Consider the following 15,745-nt stretch of genomic DNA (forward strand, 5'->3'; position numbering starts at 1 on the left):
GAATTTACTATGGTTTTATTTGACAAAGGTTTTATGTTAAACGACTGGAGAGCTGTATATGTAGGATTAAAAAAACATTGGCTTACTCCTGAAGAAGTACTATCTTATTGTGAATATGGCTATATACTATGTAGTGAGGAAATGTTTACTGAGATGTATATGTCATCTGAGCTCTCAGATGAAAATCTTTTAAACATAACAAGGAAGATTTACCCTAACCCGATTTGGGAAAAAATTGATGACAATCTTTATGAAAGACGTCAAATAGGAGGTGAAAATTACTATCTTTTTTGGGCAGTGGAAAAATTATCTGAAGTAGTAGCTTTAGATAAAGATAAAAGATATAAGTTAGACGAAGTAGGATTTTTATATGCAAATTTCAATTATCCTGACGATTGGTATTATCTTATATATTATAATCCTCCTAAAAAAAGTAGAAAAATTGGGGTAGAACCTATATATGAAGATATATTGAAATATATAGATGACTCTACAAAGCAATTAATAGAGAGTAAGACTATAGAGCTGAAAAAGGTATAATAGCTGAAAGACACTTTGACCCTTGGGGACAACCCATAGAAGTAGAAGACGGCGCAGGCAATACCTTAGATAAACTCACCCTATTAGATAGAGGCTTTACAGGATACGAACACCTGCAAACGGTAGGACTTATCCATATGAACGGACGGTTGTACGACCCAGCCTTACACCGTTTCTTACAACCCGATAACTATGTACAAGACCCTTTTAACACCCAAAACTTTAATAGGTATGGATACTGCTTGAATAACTCGCTGGTGTATGTGGACGAGAATGGGGAGTTCTTTTGGGCTGCTGTTGTTATTGGAGCTATTATAGGTGCTTCCAGTTATGCTATGAGTGCTGCTTTTCATAATTCTTGGTCTTGGAAAGATTTTGGTCTATCGGTTTTAGGAGGTGCTGTAGGAGGTGCTATTACGGGAGCTTTAGGATCAACAGCTGTGCTGACGGCTGAATCTATTGCCAATGGTATAGCTACAGGAGCAGCCTCTTCAATGTTACCAAGTGTTAGTTTTCCTATAGGAGATTGGAATATAAGTTTATCCATGGTATTAGCTTTTGGCAACGCTTCGGGTATGGGGGCAAATTTTGCAGTAGGCTATAACGATGGTAATTGGGGCTTTTCAGCTGGAGTGGGAATAATGGGGTATGGTAATTATTACGGGTTTGGCAAAAATGCTATAGAAGTACGCAATTCTATAATGGCCTCTTGGGATGATGGTACTACCGGAGTTAGTTTAGGCACTAATGCTTGGTCAGGTGATTTTTCACAAAGAACAGGGATGATAGGATTTAGAAGTGGCGATTTTAAGATAATGTATGAAAATGATGGAGCTCCTTTCAATAAATTAGGTAAGATTTTAAGCAATAATACTGATATGTACCGTACTGCCGCTGCAAGTATTGAAATAGGAAAGTTTTCTTTGCAAACAAATTTATTTACAGGAAAATCAGGGACAGATGAAAGTGGGAAGCCTTTTAAGCAGGCAATAAAAGATCCTAACTTAGTAGATTTTTCATCAGGAAGAAAAGGATTAGGCATTTGGAAAAATAAGGAAGCAGATATGTATAGATTAGGAGCATTAACTATTGGTTATGGAGGTTGGAGAGTAGGTACAAACTCTGAGCACATACGAGATGCTGTTCAAAACTGGTTTGCACACAAAATTATATCTCCACAACCTGGCTTCAGAATGTTAGATACAAGTTGGAATGGGTTTTATCAATATCAAACAAGAAATTCTTACACATTATGGTGAAAATTATTATTTCTGTATTTTTATTTTTTTGTCTGTGTGCGTGTAGTGTTATTTATAATAAAAAATCTTTTGTATTTAGTGATACACCCAACGAAAGAAAATTAAGAACAAATGGATATTATTATCATGTTTACAATCTTGATAAAGAATATATGCGACAAAAAGGTGTATATATCAATATGCAACTCTTTTTAGATAATGGATATACTTATGTTGTCAAAAATGGTTTTGGAGATTATTGTGGTGATTTAATAGAGAAGGAATGTGCTGTTAAAGCCTCAGAATATATGTTAGATAAAAATATAAATGAGTTTTTAGAAGAGACTGATAAACAAAGTAATAGAAATTATCATATTTGGAATTGGGGAAAATATCATATTCAAAATGATACTATAGTTGTAAAGTGGTTTTATAATTGTTTTGGTGACTATTTTTTAGTAGAAGAAAAAGGTATTGTAATAGATTCTACAACGATTGATTTTTTCTATTTCAAAGATTACCAAACTAATAACGATACAATATATAAGATTCCTAAAACATATAACTTTAAAGTTTACCCCATTGATAAAATATATAATAAAATCCCAAGGAAATTAGTTGAATGGAAATAGAAAGTTTTCAGTACAGAAATTATAATCCTTATTCATTATGGTAAAGACATTTAAAATATTACTTGCTTGCGTCCTGCTTGTCTCTTGTGCCGATTATATTCCTAAGAGAGTAAGTAAGAATTTTTCCTATTGCTACGACCCTCATACGGATTATAGCAAAAATTCTGTTGTGAAATTCAATGGAATTTATAAGATTTGTTACTGCGATTCTATATCTATAGAATGCAATGAAAATTGCTCTTTTGAGTATATGAGATTCTTTCCTAATGGTATTTGTGCTACAAGTTCAAGAATAACTCATAATCTCAATTTTGAAAAAGAATTGATAGTAGATAATGATACTTTGTGTGCTTTTACCTTAACAAATAGTGCTTATACTGTATCAAAAAATGTAAATGAATTTTATGGTCTTTATAAAATTTCAGGAGATACTATAAAAATGATGACTGTTAATGACCAAGTATAGCCTAATCCTTATTGGTATCATTCTGAATATTGGTATATTATTTCAGGTGATACCTTAAAGACGATACTTGACAAAAGTTATACACACGATAATCCTACAAATAAAGTTGAGCCAATGGCTACTATTCATTTTATTGAAAAAAATATAAGCGTTACACCAGATGTATGGCTTAAACGTAAAAAATGGTTTTGGTGTAATTCTCAAGAATATGAAAAATATATGAAGAAAAGGAAATAACAACTATATTTGCACCGCGACTATCTCGGAAGTATTGTAATGCTCACCGATGAGGATGGCAACATCGCTGAGAGAAGACACTTTGACCCTTGGGGACAACCCATAAAAGTGGAAGATGGAGCGGGAAAAGTGTTACAAGGTTTAACTTTATTAGATAGAGGTTTTACAGGACACGAGCACCTGCAAACGGTAGGCTTTATACATATGAACGGACGGTTGTACGACCCAGCGCTACACCGTTTCTTACAACCCGATAACTACGTACAAGACCCTTTTAACACGCAGAACTTTAACAGGTATGGGTACTGCTTGAATAACCCGCTACTCTATACTGACCCCACGGGAGAATGGTTTGTAATAGATGATGTTATTGTGATGTTAGTAGGAGGGGCTGTAAATCTAACCATAAATGCTATACAAGGAAATGTAACTTCTTTTTGGAATGGTCTTGGTTACTTTGTGGTAGGAGTAGGAGCTGGAGCTGCTAGTTTATATGGAGGTCCTTTAGCGGGTGGTGCTGTATTAGGATTTGGAAATAATATCACCACACAAGTTTCGCAGAATGGGTGGAGTAATATTGATTGGACAAGTGCTATAATAGATACAGGAATAGGAATTGGAACTGCTTATATAGGAGGTCAATTTTCGGGAATATCTTCAAGGATATTTAAAGATGTTTCAAGTCCTGTCCTTAGAAATGTATTGATAAGTGGTACTAGTAATGCAGCTTCTGGTTTTGTTGTCTCAGGAGGAGCTTCTTATATAATGAATGGAGATGTAGATCAAGCTTTTAAAGATGGCTTAAGAGGGAGTGGATATGGTTTAACTTTAGGAACTATTTCTGGATTTGTGCAAGGATTTCAATATGCAAGAGAAAAAGGTGTTAATCCTTGGAATGGGATAATCTATGAAGAAAAATTGATACAAAGATCAGCTATTTTTGCGGATGATTTTGTCCCCTTTACAAAAAATGATGGGGTAACAGGAACTCTAAAACATCAAGCAGCTAGTACTCTTTTAAAAAGATATCAAAATATTTATGAGGATAGAGGACTAAGATTTGGAGAATATTTTAATAATAATAAGATTTTAGGACTTGGCAATAGAGGCTTTTTAGATGTAGTAAATCATAAAACTATGAATATATATGATTTTAAATTTAGAGGTGCTGACTGGAGAAAAGGACAATTTGAAAAATATCAAAGAAATTATAAAGGTTATAAAATTTTTAAAATCAAACCATAGTAGAATGAAAATAGACAGAGAGCTCAAGCAAGAAATTAACAAAGAATGGCAAAAGGCTTTCCCCCAGCTAGGAAGATATGCCCAAAATAAACTTTATAAAGTTTTAGGGACTCTTGTTATTGGTATAGAATTGATAAAAGTTCCTTTTATGGAACAATATAGACCTCTTTTTGTTATCTATACTCTGTTTGATAAAGATTTAAACACAAACCTCTCTGAAGAAATATTATTACAAGAGTTTCATAATAAGAAAGGACTTCAGTGTGATATACCTTATCTAAAACACAATGAGTATTTTAAAGAAGCAGTAAGTTGTATTGATAAACAACTTCCAATTTCTTTACAAGTAGACATACAAATTGATAAAATAAATGTTCTTTTAGAAAGTTATATTAGAAAAGCCCCTTTTAATGGAGGAGCTACTAACTCTTTCAGTTATGCAAAATATCAAGAAATTAAAATGAAAATAGCCTTATATGTGAATAAAGAAAGAGCTCAACAAGTATTTAGAGATATTTATAATGTAAAATGGGATAATAAATCTTTTGAAGAATCTAATTGTTTTATAAATAGTTGGTTAGTCTCTTTGCAAGAAGTGATAGATAGTAGAGATACTTTTCTAAGACAAATTGAAATCAACAAACAAAGTAAAAAGATTTTAAAATTACCTTATTCAGAGATTGTTTTATAGCTATAAAAAGAATTTGGAAAATATTTGTGAAGACTTTAAATTACCGTTAGATAATGTGATAATAATAGTTTTGTTATGAAATTAACAGATAAATTAATAGCACTACTAAAAAAAGGAGCTCCTGTATATGGAACAATACAAAAATCTTTTTCAAAAAATGATGCCTTAGAGATTTTAGAAGAATGCCTAAAACTAAAAATTACAGTTTTTGGAGGGGATGTAGTAGAGTATAAAAATAATTATTTTGAACATAATTATGACAATTGGAGTTGCGAAAGAAAAAAAAATGAGTCTGATGCTGATTATGCTTTGAGAAGTGCTAAAAGAGCTATTAAATACATTTTAGAGTACAAAAAGGATAATGCTTATTTTATTCTTGTACTTAATGTAAAAGATGAAAATATTAAACAACATCTTTTTTTTAATGAGATGATTTTGTAACCTACCACCAACGAAGCAGGTGAGACGTATTTAGAAAAACACCCTTTGCCTATTGTAAGGTATAACGCTTTTAAAGCTCCTGAGCAGATATACGTAAAGGATAAAGAGCGAATAAGCTATGAATATAACGCCTTTGGTGAGCGTTCACATTGCTATTACGGCAATGCCGAAGTAGAAAAAGCCAAACGCCCACTGCTAAAACACTACAGCCACGATGGTAGTGTAGAGATAGTATGTAACAAAACGATAACAGTACCAAGTTTGTGTTTTACTTAGGAGGTGATGCCTATAGTGCCCCTGCGATATTCATTTCGGACGGTGAGACACAAAAGCTCTATTACTTACATAGAGATTACTTAGGCTCTATAGTAATGCTCACCGATGAAGACGGCAATATAGCTGAAAGACGCCATTTTGACCCTTGGGGACAACCCATAAAAGTAGAAGATGCTGCAGGTAACACCTTAGACAAACTTACCCTATTAGACCGAGGCTTTACAGGACACGAACACCTGCAAACGGTAGGACTTATCCATATGAACGGACGGTTGTACGACCCAGCCTTACACCGTTTCTTACAACCCGATAACTATGTACAAGACCCTTTTAATACCCAAAACTTTAATAGGTATGGATATTGTTTGAATAACCCGCTGGTGTATGTGGATGAGAATGGAGAGTTTATTATAACAGCTCTCATAGTAGGGGCTATAATAGGAGCTTATATAGGGGGTTCACAAGCCAATGGTACCTATAATCCTTTTAAATGGGACTTTAACAATGTAGATACTTGGATAGGAATGGTAGGAGGAGCTGTAGTAGGAGGCGTCTCGGGAGGCATAGCGGCTTATGCAGGAGGGTTAGCTGCAGCAGGATTAGCAGCCTATGGAATTACCGGAGGAGTTATAGGAGGTGCTGTAGTAGGAGCCACAAGTGGACTTGTGGGAGGTTTTATAAGCGGAGGCTTTATGTCTCAACTACCCGGAGGAAATGGTAAGTTTTGGAGCAGTGCAGGATGGGGAGCTTTGTCTGGTTTTGTAGGAGGAGCTGTAATAGGAGGAGCTACAGGAGCTCTTACCACCCCTAAAGGACATAATATTTGGACAGGAAGAGAAATACAACAACCTGTTCAAACCTTAGAAGGAGCTCCTATAAATATTCATTTAGATGCTGAGAATAATATAACAGGAAATTTAGAATTAAATGCTCCAACAACAAATTCGGTTTTAGATCTTCAACAGCCTAAACTAATCCCTATTGAAACACCTGATGGAGGAATAAAATTAATTTCACAATTTTCAGAGAATTCTATAGATAAGGGAGTGAGACTAACAATGTCACAAAAAGAGCTTCATATTTTTGCAAATAAACTTCATCCCAAACCTTGGTTGAATGATTTATCTACTAAAATGGGAGGCAATCAAAATGTTATAGAATCTATCCTTAGGGATGTTAGCGGAAAAATACAACCTAATACTTCGGGAGTTTTTCAAGTTTCTACAACTATAGATGGAATTCAAATTTATGTTCGTGGATACATTAATCAAGGAGTTCCTATTATTAATACAGTGTATATACCTAAATAATAAATAATTATGCTTGAATTAAACAAAATAGAAGAATCCTTAGATATACCTAAGGCTATTGAATATATTGCTGATAATCAAAATAAAAATATTATTAACTATTTACGAGTTCTATTTGTTATTACCTATTTTTTGAAAGAAGAACCTTATAATGAAAAAGAATATCTTTTATATACTGATTATTTAAAGAAGATATTTTTAGAATCTTCAAGAAAATATTCAGATAATGCAGAATTCTTATTCTATACAGGGTTCATTATCTCTATGGGAGAATGGTATTTCAATTTGACTTTTGAACAGTCCGTAGAAATGATGACAAAAGCATCAGAAATAGAACCTAAAAATGAGTTATACCAATGGGTTTACTTTTTCTATCTTGATAAAAAAAACAAGAAAAAGGAATATGCTAAACATCTCTTAGGAAAAAAAACAATACAAAAGGAGTTATATTCAAAAGGGTTACTAGGAAGATATATATATGGTATTATTGAATATGCTTCATAGAAAAGATTATAGTTTTATCCTAAAACAGATTACTCTACTTTGTAACGAAAAAGATTTATTACTTATTGATGAAGAGCTAAAAGTAGTATCTTTAGATTTTGAAATCATAAACAAGTGTTTTGAAGAGGTGATGAATGCGCCTATTCATTAGATAAAATAAATGAAATTTTAGCTAATGATATATGGTTACAAATGGGAAGAGATTCCTCCTTATTTAATTTAAAAGAGAATTTTTGCTATGGTTTTATTTGAACTGAAAAGAATGTGGTAGCTGAGAGAAGTACGCTTTCAGCACAAGGAGATATTATTCACATAAAATCAAAATTATGATGACAGACAGGAAACAGTTACTTTTAGACTTAATTCTTTTAAAAAACAAGACTCAAGATATAAAAAAAGAACTTTCCAAATATTCTTGGGATAGTGTGTCTCCTATTGTTAAAATAGATACACAATCTATGATTTTTGTTTTAACAAAATACATCAAAGGGGATATATCAACTGATGAATTAGAAGAGTGGGCTAATCTGGTAGAATGTAGAGATGATATAGAAATTCCTTCGCTGATACAAGAATTTATTTTTGAGTTAGCTAATCCTGAAATAAATGGAGATATAACTAAGAAAAAAGTAAATGATTATGTAAAAGTTTTAGAATGTGAGAATATTTAAAAAATTATGAACATAACAACTATTTTTGAAGGACACGAAAAGTACGATTATATCTTTTACGTAAATAATACATATCAAGTACGGGTACCAAATAATGAAAGAAAAACTTAAATATCATTAAAAACAGTACTAAATTAAATTGAGGATATGAATATGTTTTTAGAAAATGAATTTACTAAAATAGAAAAAGAGTTTGGATTTCATAAAGAGATTGATTGGCTATCTAAAATCGTATATATAGACAAAAAACTAGAACAATATAAGAAAAATGTAAAGATAAATATTAGAGCCATTTATATATTGCACAATATTTTGGTAGAAGAAGAATATCCGTTTGAAGAACAAAATAAGATGTCTTATTTTTTGCAAAAATGGTTTTTAGAAACCAATAATAGGTTTCAGAATGATGCTGTATATTTATTTTTTATAGGAAAAATATTATATATTTCAGAATGGTTTTTCGGATTAAAAGATAATACATTAGCTTTTGAATTTCAAGAAAGAGCTTTTGATATAGAACCTAAAAATATCTTATATGAATGGGGATATGCTCTTGCAAAAAATGAAAAAGAGAGAGTTTATATACTTTCCAAAGTAATATTATTTAAAAATAAGAAAATTTTAGATTGGCTGAAACAATATGGATTTGCAGGGAGTTATATGATAGAATCTTTGATGTATTGTTACGAGAATTATAATCCTTATTAAAATTTTGATATATCAGATGAAAATATTTGACGAAGGTTTTATGCTAAACGACTGGAGAGCTGTATATGTAGGATTAAAAAAACATTGGCTTACTCCTGAAGAAGTACTATCTTATTGTGAATATGGGTATATACTATGTAGTGAGGAAATGTTTACTGAGATGTATATGTTATCTGAGCTCTCAGATGAAAATCTTTTAAACTTAACAAGGAAGATATACCCTAACCCGATTTGGGAAAAAATTGATGACAATCTTTATGAAAGACGTCAAATAGGAGGTGAAAATTACTATCTTTTTTGGGCAGTGGAAAAATTATCTGAAGTAGTAGCTTTAGATAAAGATAAAAGATATAAGTTAGACGAAGTAGGATTTTTATATGCAAATTTCAATTATCCTGACGATTGGTATCATCTTATATATTATAACCCTCCTAAAAAAGGAGAAAAAACAGGAATAGATGTTTTGTATGAAGATATATTGAAATATATAGATGACTCTACAAAGCAATTAATAGAGAGTAAGACTATAGAGCTGAAAAAGGTATAATAGCTGAAAGACGCCATTTTGACCCTTGGGGACAACCCATAAAAATAGAAGATGGAGCGGGAAAAGTGTTACAAGCTTTAACTTTATTAGATAGAGGTTTTACAGGGCACGAACACCTTCAAACCATATTTGATTTCTTAACAAAAAATGGAGATGGTATATTGCCTTATAGTTTTGTGTATAGTTCTTGTTCTACACATACAGGATTGGCATTGAACTTAGCAGGGATACCAACTCTATTCATACATCCTTATACTGTTCAAGGTTCAGTATGGTTATGGAATAAAGGAATAACCCCTTCGAATATTAATAATTCTTATCATTTACAAAATCAAAGAAAATGAAATATTTCAAGTATATTATATTTATGAGTATATTCTCATTCTCTTGTTTTTCAAATAGAGGAAGAGAAAAATGTGAAGTTAGAAGGATTTTGAGTTCTAAAGAAAATAATCATATTTACTATATTCACATTTTATTTAACCATTGTATTTCTCAAGAAGAACGGAAAGCTCTTGCATTGAAAGAAATAAAACTGATATATGCTTCTTCTTTTAAAAATGATAATGTAATTCATATAGAAGAATATTTAGGCAAAATGTATAATGAATATAAATATGAAATTAAAGTCAAATGAATAAGAAAAATTTATTTTTAATATTACTTTCCTTTTTCTATCTTTGTGTAGGTGCGCAAAGTAAAGACACAATTTATACTCAAAATGCAGGAGAAATCGCTATATTAGGTAAGAGAGTTGCTTATGTTTATAAAGGAGAACAAATTTCAGAGGATAAAGTAGAAGAATTAAAACAAAGAGAAACATTTTTCTATCCTTTGCGTTTTATATTGATAGCAACTAATATCGAAAGGCGTAAAAAGTATGATTATGTTTTCTATGTATACAATACACATCAAGAAATTATACCTGATATTATACTAAAAAATAAAAATAAAGAAAAAATATTAAGAAAAATAGAATAGAAAAATTAGTATTTCATAAAGGGGTAAAAGATAAAAAACGTATTACAACGCCTTTGGCGAGCGTTCACACTGTTATTATGGCAATGCCGAAGTAGAAAAAGCCAAACGCCCACTGCTTAAACACTACAGTCACGATGGCAGTACAGAAATCGTATGTAATAAAACCGATAACAGCACCAAGTTTGTGTTTTACTTAGGAGGTGATGCGTATAGTGCTCCTGCGATACTCATTTCGGACGGTGAAGCGCAAAAACTCTATTACCTACACCGCGACTATCTCGGAAGCATTGTAATGCTCACCGATGAGAATGGTAATATAGCTGAAAGACGCCATTTTGACCCTTGGGGACAACCCATAAAAATAGAAGACGGCGCAGGCAACACCTTAGACAAACTCACCCTATTAGATAGAGGCTATACAGGGCACGAACACCTGCAAACAGTAGGCTTGGTACATATGAACGGGCGGTTATACGACCCTACGTTACATAGATTCTTACAACCCGATAACTTTGTACAAGACCTAATTCAGCCCTGTGTTCTTAGGCTAATATTCTCCCTGTTTTTTTACGTATGCTGTTTTAAATTATTAAATGTTATTAAAGCTCTTTTAGAACGGCTTTCAATAATAGGAGATTTTGTTCTATCATTTATTATTTCCTCATAATTTGAAATAAAAGCATCTAATATTTGTGTTGTTATTTCTCCTATCTTAAAAGTTTGATTGTGAATAACTATATCCCCTAAGTTTTGAGTAAAATTCAAATCAAAATTATTTTTGTATGCTGTGTAATCAAAACTTTTTGGTTTTAGAAGAATCTGAGGACTTCTTTTTTTAATCGGCTTATTTTTAAATTTTGCAATAACTATCTCCAAGAGATTATGATTCTCAGGAGTAACATCATTGATATTAATATTAGAAAAGCGAAAATTACCTAATTTTTCAATTTCTTTTAGTCTTTTAAAATAAGCTAAATAGAACTCATTCTTTGGGGATAGAAAGCTTGCCTCTTTCCCAAATCTTCCCTCAAAAGCTCTTTTTCCATCTACATAAATTGAAAAAAGCTGTCTCATTGAGAGATGCTTAATCAATTCAAAGAAAAGTATTTGCTTGGAAATATTACTAATTTCTTTTGATATTGTATAAGAAAATATAGTTTCTATTTCTCTATTTGTTGATGGATAAAAAACGATTTCTAATTTATTTCCATAGAACTGAGCTATTACTTTTGCTTTTCTTCCAATTATATTTAAAGGAATAACTTTTAAGTTTATATCATTAATTTCCTTTCCATTTTCAAAGACGACATCTATTTTTTTATCGAAACAAGGTAATAAGGTAAATTTTATACTTTTGATGTCATCGATATTCCTATAACTAATGCCATTTATATCAAGATTGAAACCTCTTAACATTTCTTTATCAATAGTCATTTCTTCAGAAATATCTCCTATACTTATTAAATTATTTACTTTATTATTGATTTCATCAAAAGATTTACTGACAGAAAATGTCATTTCTATTTTTGTATCTTTTCCTTCTATTCCTGTAAGATTTTTCACAATATTTTTCCCTATTGATGAATCTACTTCTATTTCCGACTTCAAATCAAAATTACCTATGAACTCGGAATAGACATCAGATGAGATATATTTATTCTCAAAGTTCTTTGTGATATTCTTTCTTAGATATTCTATGAGCTCTTCAAAGAACTTTTCTCCTGTAAGAGAAATTGGATGTATGTTTGCTTTCTCTAAATTAACTGACTTGATAGGAGGAATATAAGGAGCTACAAAATAGCATTCTTTACCATTCTTTCCTGTTTTATTCTTTATTTTATTAAAAATAACTTCAACATTGGAATCTTCTAAATTGTATCCAATAAATAGGATACTCTTGGTTGCAACTATTCCTTTGATAATATTCCAAATAGTATTTTGTTCTGTGTCATTTTCAAAAAATCTATTATAATCAGATTTTGTTATAATTATAGAATCAGGATCTGATAAATCTCCGTGTATTTTGAAAAGATTTACCTTTTTATCATCTATATACGGAGTATGGTTGTCAGAGAAAATTAGATTTAGTTTATTACCATATACGTTTTCAAATAACCTATCATAGTTAGTTGTTATTATATTCCTGAAATGAGGTATTTTAGAAATAATTTTGTGAGTTTCTGTTGATGAAAAATCTTTTGTAAAAGTACTTGTTAGTACCTTGATAATATAATTCCTATTTCCTTTAAGTTTACAAATCTCATCTGCTAAATGAGATAGGTCTGAATTTTTTCTAACTTCTTCTTTCTCTAAAGGAGTTTAGCCTTCGTATAGAATCTCTCTAAGTCGTGCTCCTGATGGTAAACCAGCATACAAAGACAAGCCTGCCCCTGCCCAAAGAACTACCTCACCCTTACTTATAGATTGAAATAGGCTTTCTTTATATATGTTTTTCATAGATTCCATAACGATAATTTCTTGTTTTTAACTATCGGAAGTGATTCAAAAAGTATGATAAAGAATGGACAATTACAACAAAATTTGTAATTTTGGTAATAGAATTACATTGTCTTAATTGTCAAGGTGCAAAGATAGTAAAAAGGGGTAAAAAAATTAATAGGGAATAAAATTATCTTTGAAAAAATGAAGAATACTGTTGCCAATTTATTGGAAAACTATAAAGACTAACGTTTCTAAAGGTAATAAAACAAAAATACAAATAATAGAAAAAGGCTCTTTTTTGTTTGAAGTATCTTATGTTTAGCTTATAGAAAGCTTATAAGATAAACGAACAATGAGTGGCTCTACAGTGGCTCTACAGTGGCTCTACAGTGGCTCTACAGTGGCTCTACAACGAAGAAAAGACGAACAAATGACGAACAATGAACGAACAAAAGACAAATTTAAATTAAGGATATAATGGAGGTAAGAAAGAGACTATTGGGAGTTTTCAGCTTTGGGAAAGTCTGAAATTTTGGGAAAGTCCATACTATGAAAAGGGAGTGTAGCGATGCAAAAACAAAGGTAAGACAGTATGAGCCACACAGGCAGTCGTAGCACGACAGGCATATAATGAAAAGACAAACTATGTACGGACAGAGAGACAAAAGATGAACAAATAGCGAACAAATGACAAAAATAGGGTTTCGAGAAGAAAGAAAGAGAAAGGTCGTAGCACGACAGGCAATACGAATTGGCAAATAGGTTAATTAGTGAGGAGAAGTGGAGAAAAATGAAAGGGTTCTGGAAGGAGAGGTGCTTGTGTTTCAGACTTTGGTAGAGGTCGTAGGACGACAGAAAGTATTAGACTTTGAAAAACCAAAAGATTTATTCTATCAGAAAGTAATCTGAAAAATTGCACTTGATGGTGGAATGGGCGGCTAATAGAAAAATTGTTTTTTCTTGTTTTTTAGTAATATAGTTTGTACTTTTGTCGCATTTATATAACATTAGGAAAGAAGATTAATAATTAAAAAAACGATGAGAAAAGTTATTCTTATAGCAGTAGCAGTGCTGGTGGCACTGACTGTTAGCAATTGTGGGAAAGGAGGCGATGATGCTCCTAAGGAGCCAAAAACTAAGATTTACGAGAATTTTGAAATTACTGAAGATGGCTCAACATTAGTGAAATGGCTTACTGATGAAGAAACTACCATTGATATGGCAGCAGACGAGATGCTGAGCAAAGTAACTGCTATCTCAGATTATGCTTTTGCAGAACACCGAGAAATAACCTCAGTGACTTTGCCCAAAGGCTTAAAGAAAATGGGGAAATGTGCTTTTAAGAGCTGTTCAAAATTAACTTCGATTGTTATTCCTGAGGGGATAACAAGCATAGAAGAGGGTTCTTTTGCGTGGTGTGAAGCCTTAACTTCGGTTACTATCCCGGGCAGTGTTACAAACGTAGGATATGCGGCTTTTTCCCAATGTACGAATTTAGCCAAAATTACTATTCCTGACAAAGGTTTAATAACCATAGGAGAGCGCGCTTTTTCGTGCCCTGCCTTAAAATCGTTTACTATCCCTACTACTGTAACAAGTATAGGGAAAGACGCTTTTTTTGATTGTCAAAAACTTACTTCGTTAGTTATTCCTACTACTGTAAGAAGCATAGGAGAGGGTGCTTTTAGAAACTGTAAGGCTATAACCTCTATAATAATTCCTAAGGGAATAACAAAAATTGAAGATTCTACTTTTATGAATTGTGAAGCTTTGACCTCGGTTACTATCCCTAATACCGTAACAAGCATAGGTAATGGCGCCTTCAGTTCTTGTATGTCCTTACCTTCTATTGCCATTCCTAATACTGTAACAAATATAGGAGAAAGTGCTTTTAGTTCGTGTTCTGCATTGAAGACATTCACCTTCCCCGATAACAATAGCATTACTAGCATTGAGGAAAAAACTTTTTTGGCTGCCGGTTTAACTTCTATTACTATTCCTAATACCGTAAAAAGTATAGGAAATAATGCTTTTGCTGAATGTCCTGCATTAAAGTCGGTTACTTTAAAAGGAGGTACACCTCCCACCATAAATATCGACAGTTGGCCTGGTACTTTTAGCGATACTCCGCTTAATGCTATTTACGTGCCTGCTAACAGTGTAGAAACTTATAAAAAGGCTGATGGTTGGAACAAATTTGCCGATAAAATACAAGCTATTAAATAAGTTATTTGATAGATAACCTATTTTTTCTTGCTTTTTAGTAATACAATTTGTATCTTTGGCACATTATATAAAAAAGTATACAATGACACAGATATTAAACCACACTGATATTGAACACAAGATAAGACGAATTGCTTATCAGATTTACGAAACACACCTCAATGAAGAGGAGATTGTGCTAGCAGGCATTAATGGCAATGGCTATGTGTTTGCTGAGAAACTTGCAGTAGCACTTGCAAGTATAGCCCCTCTGAAAGTAGTTTTATGCCAAATTATAATGGATAAGAAGAACCCATTGGCAGGCACTGCTACTTCTATTCCTGCGGAACAATACAGCAATAAAGCAGTGATAGTGGTAGACGATGTGCTCAATTCAGGACGTACGCTCATCTATGGGGTAAAACACTTTTTGGAAGTCCCCTTAAAACGACTTACTACCGCTGTATTAGTTAATCGCAATCACAAGGACTATCCTGTAAAAGCCGATTTTAAAGGCATATCACTATCTACTTCACTGCAAGAACACGTTTCGGTAACATTCGACACAAGTAAGTATAGTGTTGATTTATCAAATTAATAAGCTAATCTGT

At 32.2% G+C, this 15,745-nt stretch carries 22 protein-coding genes and 2 pseudogenes; 21 read left to right on the top strand and 3 right to left on the bottom strand.

Going from position 1 to position 15,745, the window contains the following annotated elements; genetic code table 11:
* Nucleotides 1-9: 9 nt before the first annotated feature.
* The 18 genes and pseudogenes from ACSQ7D_RS10755 (at nucleotide 10) to ACSQ7D_RS10840 (ending at nucleotide 11,154) form a co-directional block, all read left to right on the top strand.
* Complete coding sequence (locus tag ACSQ7D_RS10755) at nucleotides 10-540, top strand: DUF2247 family protein (RefSeq protein ID WP_437136229.1); 531 nt, start codon at nucleotides 10-12, stop codon at nucleotides 538-540.
* Nucleotides 540-1,799, top strand: coding sequence for a polymorphic toxin type 23 domain-containing protein (locus ACSQ7D_RS10760; protein ID WP_437136259.1), 1,260 nt, complete (start codon nucleotides 540-542; stop codon nucleotides 1,797-1,799). The genes ACSQ7D_RS10755 and ACSQ7D_RS10760 overlap by 1 nt, the downstream gene beginning before the upstream one ends.
* Complete coding sequence (locus tag ACSQ7D_RS10765; RefSeq protein ID WP_437136230.1) at nucleotides 1,793-2,410, top strand: hypothetical protein; 618 nt, start codon at nucleotides 1,793-1,795, stop codon at nucleotides 2,408-2,410. Before ACSQ7D_RS10760 ends, ACSQ7D_RS10765 begins: the two co-directional genes overlap by 7 nt.
* A 37-nt stretch (nucleotides 2,411-2,447) precedes the next feature.
* Nucleotides 2,448-2,876 (top strand): hypothetical protein, encoded by a 429-nt coding sequence (locus tag ACSQ7D_RS10770; RefSeq protein WP_437136231.1) that lies wholly within the window; start codon nucleotides 2,448-2,450, stop codon nucleotides 2,874-2,876.
* Between the two features lie 243 nt (nucleotides 2,877-3,119).
* Nucleotides 3,120-3,470: pseudogene (locus ACSQ7D_RS10775) on the top strand (RHS repeat domain-containing protein); the annotation flags it as partial.
* A gap of 15 nt (nucleotides 3,471-3,485) precedes the next feature.
* Nucleotides 3,486-4,358 carry a hypothetical protein gene (locus tag ACSQ7D_RS10780; RefSeq protein WP_437136232.1) on the top strand — a complete coding sequence of 291 codons (873 nt, stop codon included), beginning with the start codon at nucleotides 3,486-3,488 and terminating at the stop codon, nucleotides 4,356-4,358.
* A gap of 4 nt (nucleotides 4,359-4,362) precedes the next feature.
* Nucleotides 4,363-5,049, top strand: a complete 687-nt coding sequence (locus ACSQ7D_RS10785; RefSeq protein WP_437136233.1) for a hypothetical protein — start codon at nucleotides 4,363-4,365, stop codon at nucleotides 5,047-5,049.
* Between the two features lie 75 nt (nucleotides 5,050-5,124).
* Nucleotides 5,125-5,490, top strand: a complete 366-nt coding sequence (imm40, locus tag ACSQ7D_RS10790; protein WP_437136234.1) for an Imm40 family immunity protein — start codon at nucleotides 5,125-5,127, stop codon at nucleotides 5,488-5,490.
* A 45-nt stretch (nucleotides 5,491-5,535) separates the two neighbouring features.
* The gene (locus tag ACSQ7D_RS10795; RefSeq protein ID WP_437136235.1) at nucleotides 5,536-5,766 is read left to right on the top strand and encodes a hypothetical protein; all 231 of its coding nucleotides are present in this window, start codon (nucleotides 5,536-5,538) and stop codon (nucleotides 5,764-5,766) included.
* Nucleotides 5,754-7,076 (top strand): RHS repeat-associated core domain-containing protein, encoded by a 1,323-nt coding sequence (locus tag ACSQ7D_RS10800; protein ID WP_437136236.1) that lies wholly within the window; start codon nucleotides 5,754-5,756, stop codon nucleotides 7,074-7,076. The genes ACSQ7D_RS10795 and ACSQ7D_RS10800 overlap by 13 nt, the downstream gene beginning before the upstream one ends.
* A gap of 9 nt (nucleotides 7,077-7,085) precedes the next feature.
* The gene (locus ACSQ7D_RS10805; RefSeq protein WP_437136237.1) at nucleotides 7,086-7,580 is read left to right on the top strand and encodes a hypothetical protein; all 495 of its coding nucleotides are present in this window, start codon (nucleotides 7,086-7,088) and stop codon (nucleotides 7,578-7,580) included.
* Entirely contained in the window at nucleotides 7,570-7,731 is a 162-nt protein-coding gene (locus ACSQ7D_RS10810) for a hypothetical protein (RefSeq protein WP_178976768.1), read from the top strand. The genes ACSQ7D_RS10805 and ACSQ7D_RS10810 overlap by 11 nt, the downstream gene beginning before the upstream one ends.
* 175 nt (nucleotides 7,732-7,906) lie before the next feature.
* Complete coding sequence (locus ACSQ7D_RS10815) at nucleotides 7,907-8,251, top strand: hypothetical protein (RefSeq protein WP_437136238.1); 345 nt, start codon at nucleotides 7,907-7,909, stop codon at nucleotides 8,249-8,251.
* Nucleotides 8,252-8,398: 147 nt separating this feature from the next.
* A complete protein-coding gene (locus ACSQ7D_RS10820) occupies nucleotides 8,399-8,959 on the top strand; it encodes a hypothetical protein (protein WP_178976770.1) in 561 nt (186 codons plus the stop codon).
* Nucleotides 8,960-8,975: 16 nt separating this feature from the next.
* Complete coding sequence (locus ACSQ7D_RS10825; RefSeq protein ID WP_437136239.1) at nucleotides 8,976-9,506, top strand: DUF2247 family protein; 531 nt, start codon at nucleotides 8,976-8,978, stop codon at nucleotides 9,504-9,506.
* A gap of 340 nt (nucleotides 9,507-9,846) precedes the next feature.
* Complete coding sequence (locus tag ACSQ7D_RS10830) at nucleotides 9,847-10,143, top strand: hypothetical protein (RefSeq protein ID WP_053580820.1); 297 nt, start codon at nucleotides 9,847-9,849, stop codon at nucleotides 10,141-10,143.
* The gene (locus tag ACSQ7D_RS10835; protein WP_437136240.1) at nucleotides 10,140-10,487 is read left to right on the top strand and encodes a hypothetical protein; all 348 of its coding nucleotides are present in this window, start codon (nucleotides 10,140-10,142) and stop codon (nucleotides 10,485-10,487) included. Before ACSQ7D_RS10830 ends, ACSQ7D_RS10835 begins: the two co-directional genes overlap by 4 nt.
* Before the next feature lie 184 nt (nucleotides 10,488-10,671).
* Nucleotides 10,672-11,154: an RHS repeat domain-containing protein gene (locus ACSQ7D_RS10840; RefSeq protein ID WP_437136241.1), complete on the top strand. Its 483-nt coding sequence runs from the start codon at nucleotides 10,672-10,674 to the stop codon at nucleotides 11,152-11,154.
* On the opposite strand, the gene ACSQ7D_RS10845 is transcribed toward ACSQ7D_RS10840, so the two are convergent.
* The 3 genes and pseudogenes from ACSQ7D_RS10845 to ACSQ7D_RS10855 form a co-directional block, all read right to left on the bottom strand.
* Nucleotides 11,055-12,095 carry a hypothetical protein gene (locus ACSQ7D_RS10845; protein ID WP_437136242.1) on the bottom strand — a complete coding sequence of 347 codons (1,041 nt, stop codon included), beginning with the start codon at nucleotides 12,093-12,095 and terminating at the stop codon, nucleotides 11,055-11,057. The genes ACSQ7D_RS10840 and ACSQ7D_RS10845 overlap by 100 nt on opposite strands.
* A gap of 135 nt (nucleotides 12,096-12,230) precedes the next feature.
* Nucleotides 12,231-12,746: pseudogene (locus ACSQ7D_RS10850) on the bottom strand (SIR2 family NAD-dependent protein deacylase); the annotation flags it as partial.
* Nucleotides 12,747-12,806: 60 nt separating this feature from the next.
* The gene (locus tag ACSQ7D_RS10855; protein WP_437136243.1) at nucleotides 12,807-12,944 is read right to left on the bottom strand and encodes a hypothetical protein; all 138 of its coding nucleotides are present in this window, start codon (nucleotides 12,942-12,944) and stop codon (nucleotides 12,807-12,809) included.
* A gap of 337 nt (nucleotides 12,945-13,281) precedes the next feature.
* Between ACSQ7D_RS10855 and ACSQ7D_RS10860 the strand changes: the two genes are divergently transcribed.
* The 3 genes from ACSQ7D_RS10860 (at nucleotide 13,282) to ACSQ7D_RS10870 (ending at nucleotide 15,732) form a co-directional block, all read left to right on the top strand.
* A complete protein-coding gene (locus ACSQ7D_RS10860) occupies nucleotides 13,282-13,407 on the top strand; it encodes a hypothetical protein (protein ID WP_437136244.1) in 126 nt (41 codons plus the stop codon).
* A 560-nt stretch (nucleotides 13,408-13,967) separates the two neighbouring features.
* A complete protein-coding gene (locus ACSQ7D_RS10865) occupies nucleotides 13,968-15,155 on the top strand; it encodes a leucine-rich repeat domain-containing protein (RefSeq protein ID WP_437136245.1) in 1,188 nt (395 codons plus the stop codon).
* A gap of 82 nt (nucleotides 15,156-15,237) precedes the next feature.
* Entirely contained in the window at nucleotides 15,238-15,732 is a 495-nt protein-coding gene (locus tag ACSQ7D_RS10870; RefSeq protein ID WP_437136246.1) for a phosphoribosyltransferase family protein, read from the top strand.
* Nucleotides 15,733-15,745: the final 13 nt, after the last annotated feature.

Source organism: Capnocytophaga sp. G1920 (genome assembly GCF_051417515.1).

Bases quoted from the DNA above. Each gene is read 5' to 3' on its own strand.
- imm40 (WP_437136234.1), top strand. From the start codon at position 5,125: ATGAAATTAACAGATAAATTAATAGCACTACTAAAAAAAGGAGCTCCT.
- ACSQ7D_RS10820 (WP_178976770.1), top strand. From the start codon at position 8,399: ATGAATATGTTTTTAGAAAATGAATTTACTAAAATAGAAAAAGAGTTT.
- ACSQ7D_RS10765 (WP_437136230.1), top strand. From the start codon at position 1,793: ATGGTGAAAATTATTATTTCTGTATTTTTATTTTTTTGTCTGTGTGCG.
- ACSQ7D_RS10830 (WP_053580820.1), top strand. From the start codon at position 9,847: ATGAAATATTTCAAGTATATTATATTTATGAGTATATTCTCATTCTCT.
- ACSQ7D_RS10860 (WP_437136244.1), top strand. From the start codon at position 13,282: ATGAGTGGCTCTACAGTGGCTCTACAGTGGCTCTACAGTGGCTCTACA.
- ACSQ7D_RS10870 (WP_437136246.1), top strand. From the start codon at position 15,238: ATGACACAGATATTAAACCACACTGATATTGAACACAAGATAAGACGA.
- ACSQ7D_RS10785 (WP_437136233.1), top strand. From the start codon at position 4,363: ATGAAAATAGACAGAGAGCTCAAGCAAGAAATTAACAAAGAATGGCAA.
- ACSQ7D_RS10805 (WP_437136237.1), top strand. From the start codon at position 7,086: ATGCTTGAATTAAACAAAATAGAAGAATCCTTAGATATACCTAAGGCT.
- ACSQ7D_RS10810 (WP_178976768.1), top strand. From the start codon at position 7,570: ATGCTTCATAGAAAAGATTATAGTTTTATCCTAAAACAGATTACTCTA.
- ACSQ7D_RS10770 (WP_437136231.1), top strand. From the start codon at position 2,448: ATGGTAAAGACATTTAAAATATTACTTGCTTGCGTCCTGCTTGTCTCT.
- ACSQ7D_RS10815 (WP_437136238.1), top strand. From the start codon at position 7,907: ATGATGACAGACAGGAAACAGTTACTTTTAGACTTAATTCTTTTAAAA.
- ACSQ7D_RS10755 (WP_437136229.1), top strand. From the start codon at position 10: ATGGTTTTATTTGACAAAGGTTTTATGTTAAACGACTGGAGAGCTGTA.
- ACSQ7D_RS10865 (WP_437136245.1), top strand. From the start codon at position 13,968: ATGAGAAAAGTTATTCTTATAGCAGTAGCAGTGCTGGTGGCACTGACT.
- ACSQ7D_RS10835 (WP_437136240.1), top strand. From the start codon at position 10,140: ATGAATAAGAAAAATTTATTTTTAATATTACTTTCCTTTTTCTATCTT.
- ACSQ7D_RS10855 (WP_437136243.1), bottom strand. From the start codon at position 12,944: ATGAAAAACATATATAAAGAAAGCCTATTTCAATCTATAAGTAAGGGT.
- ACSQ7D_RS10825 (WP_437136239.1), top strand. From the start codon at position 8,976: ATGAAAATATTTGACGAAGGTTTTATGCTAAACGACTGGAGAGCTGTA.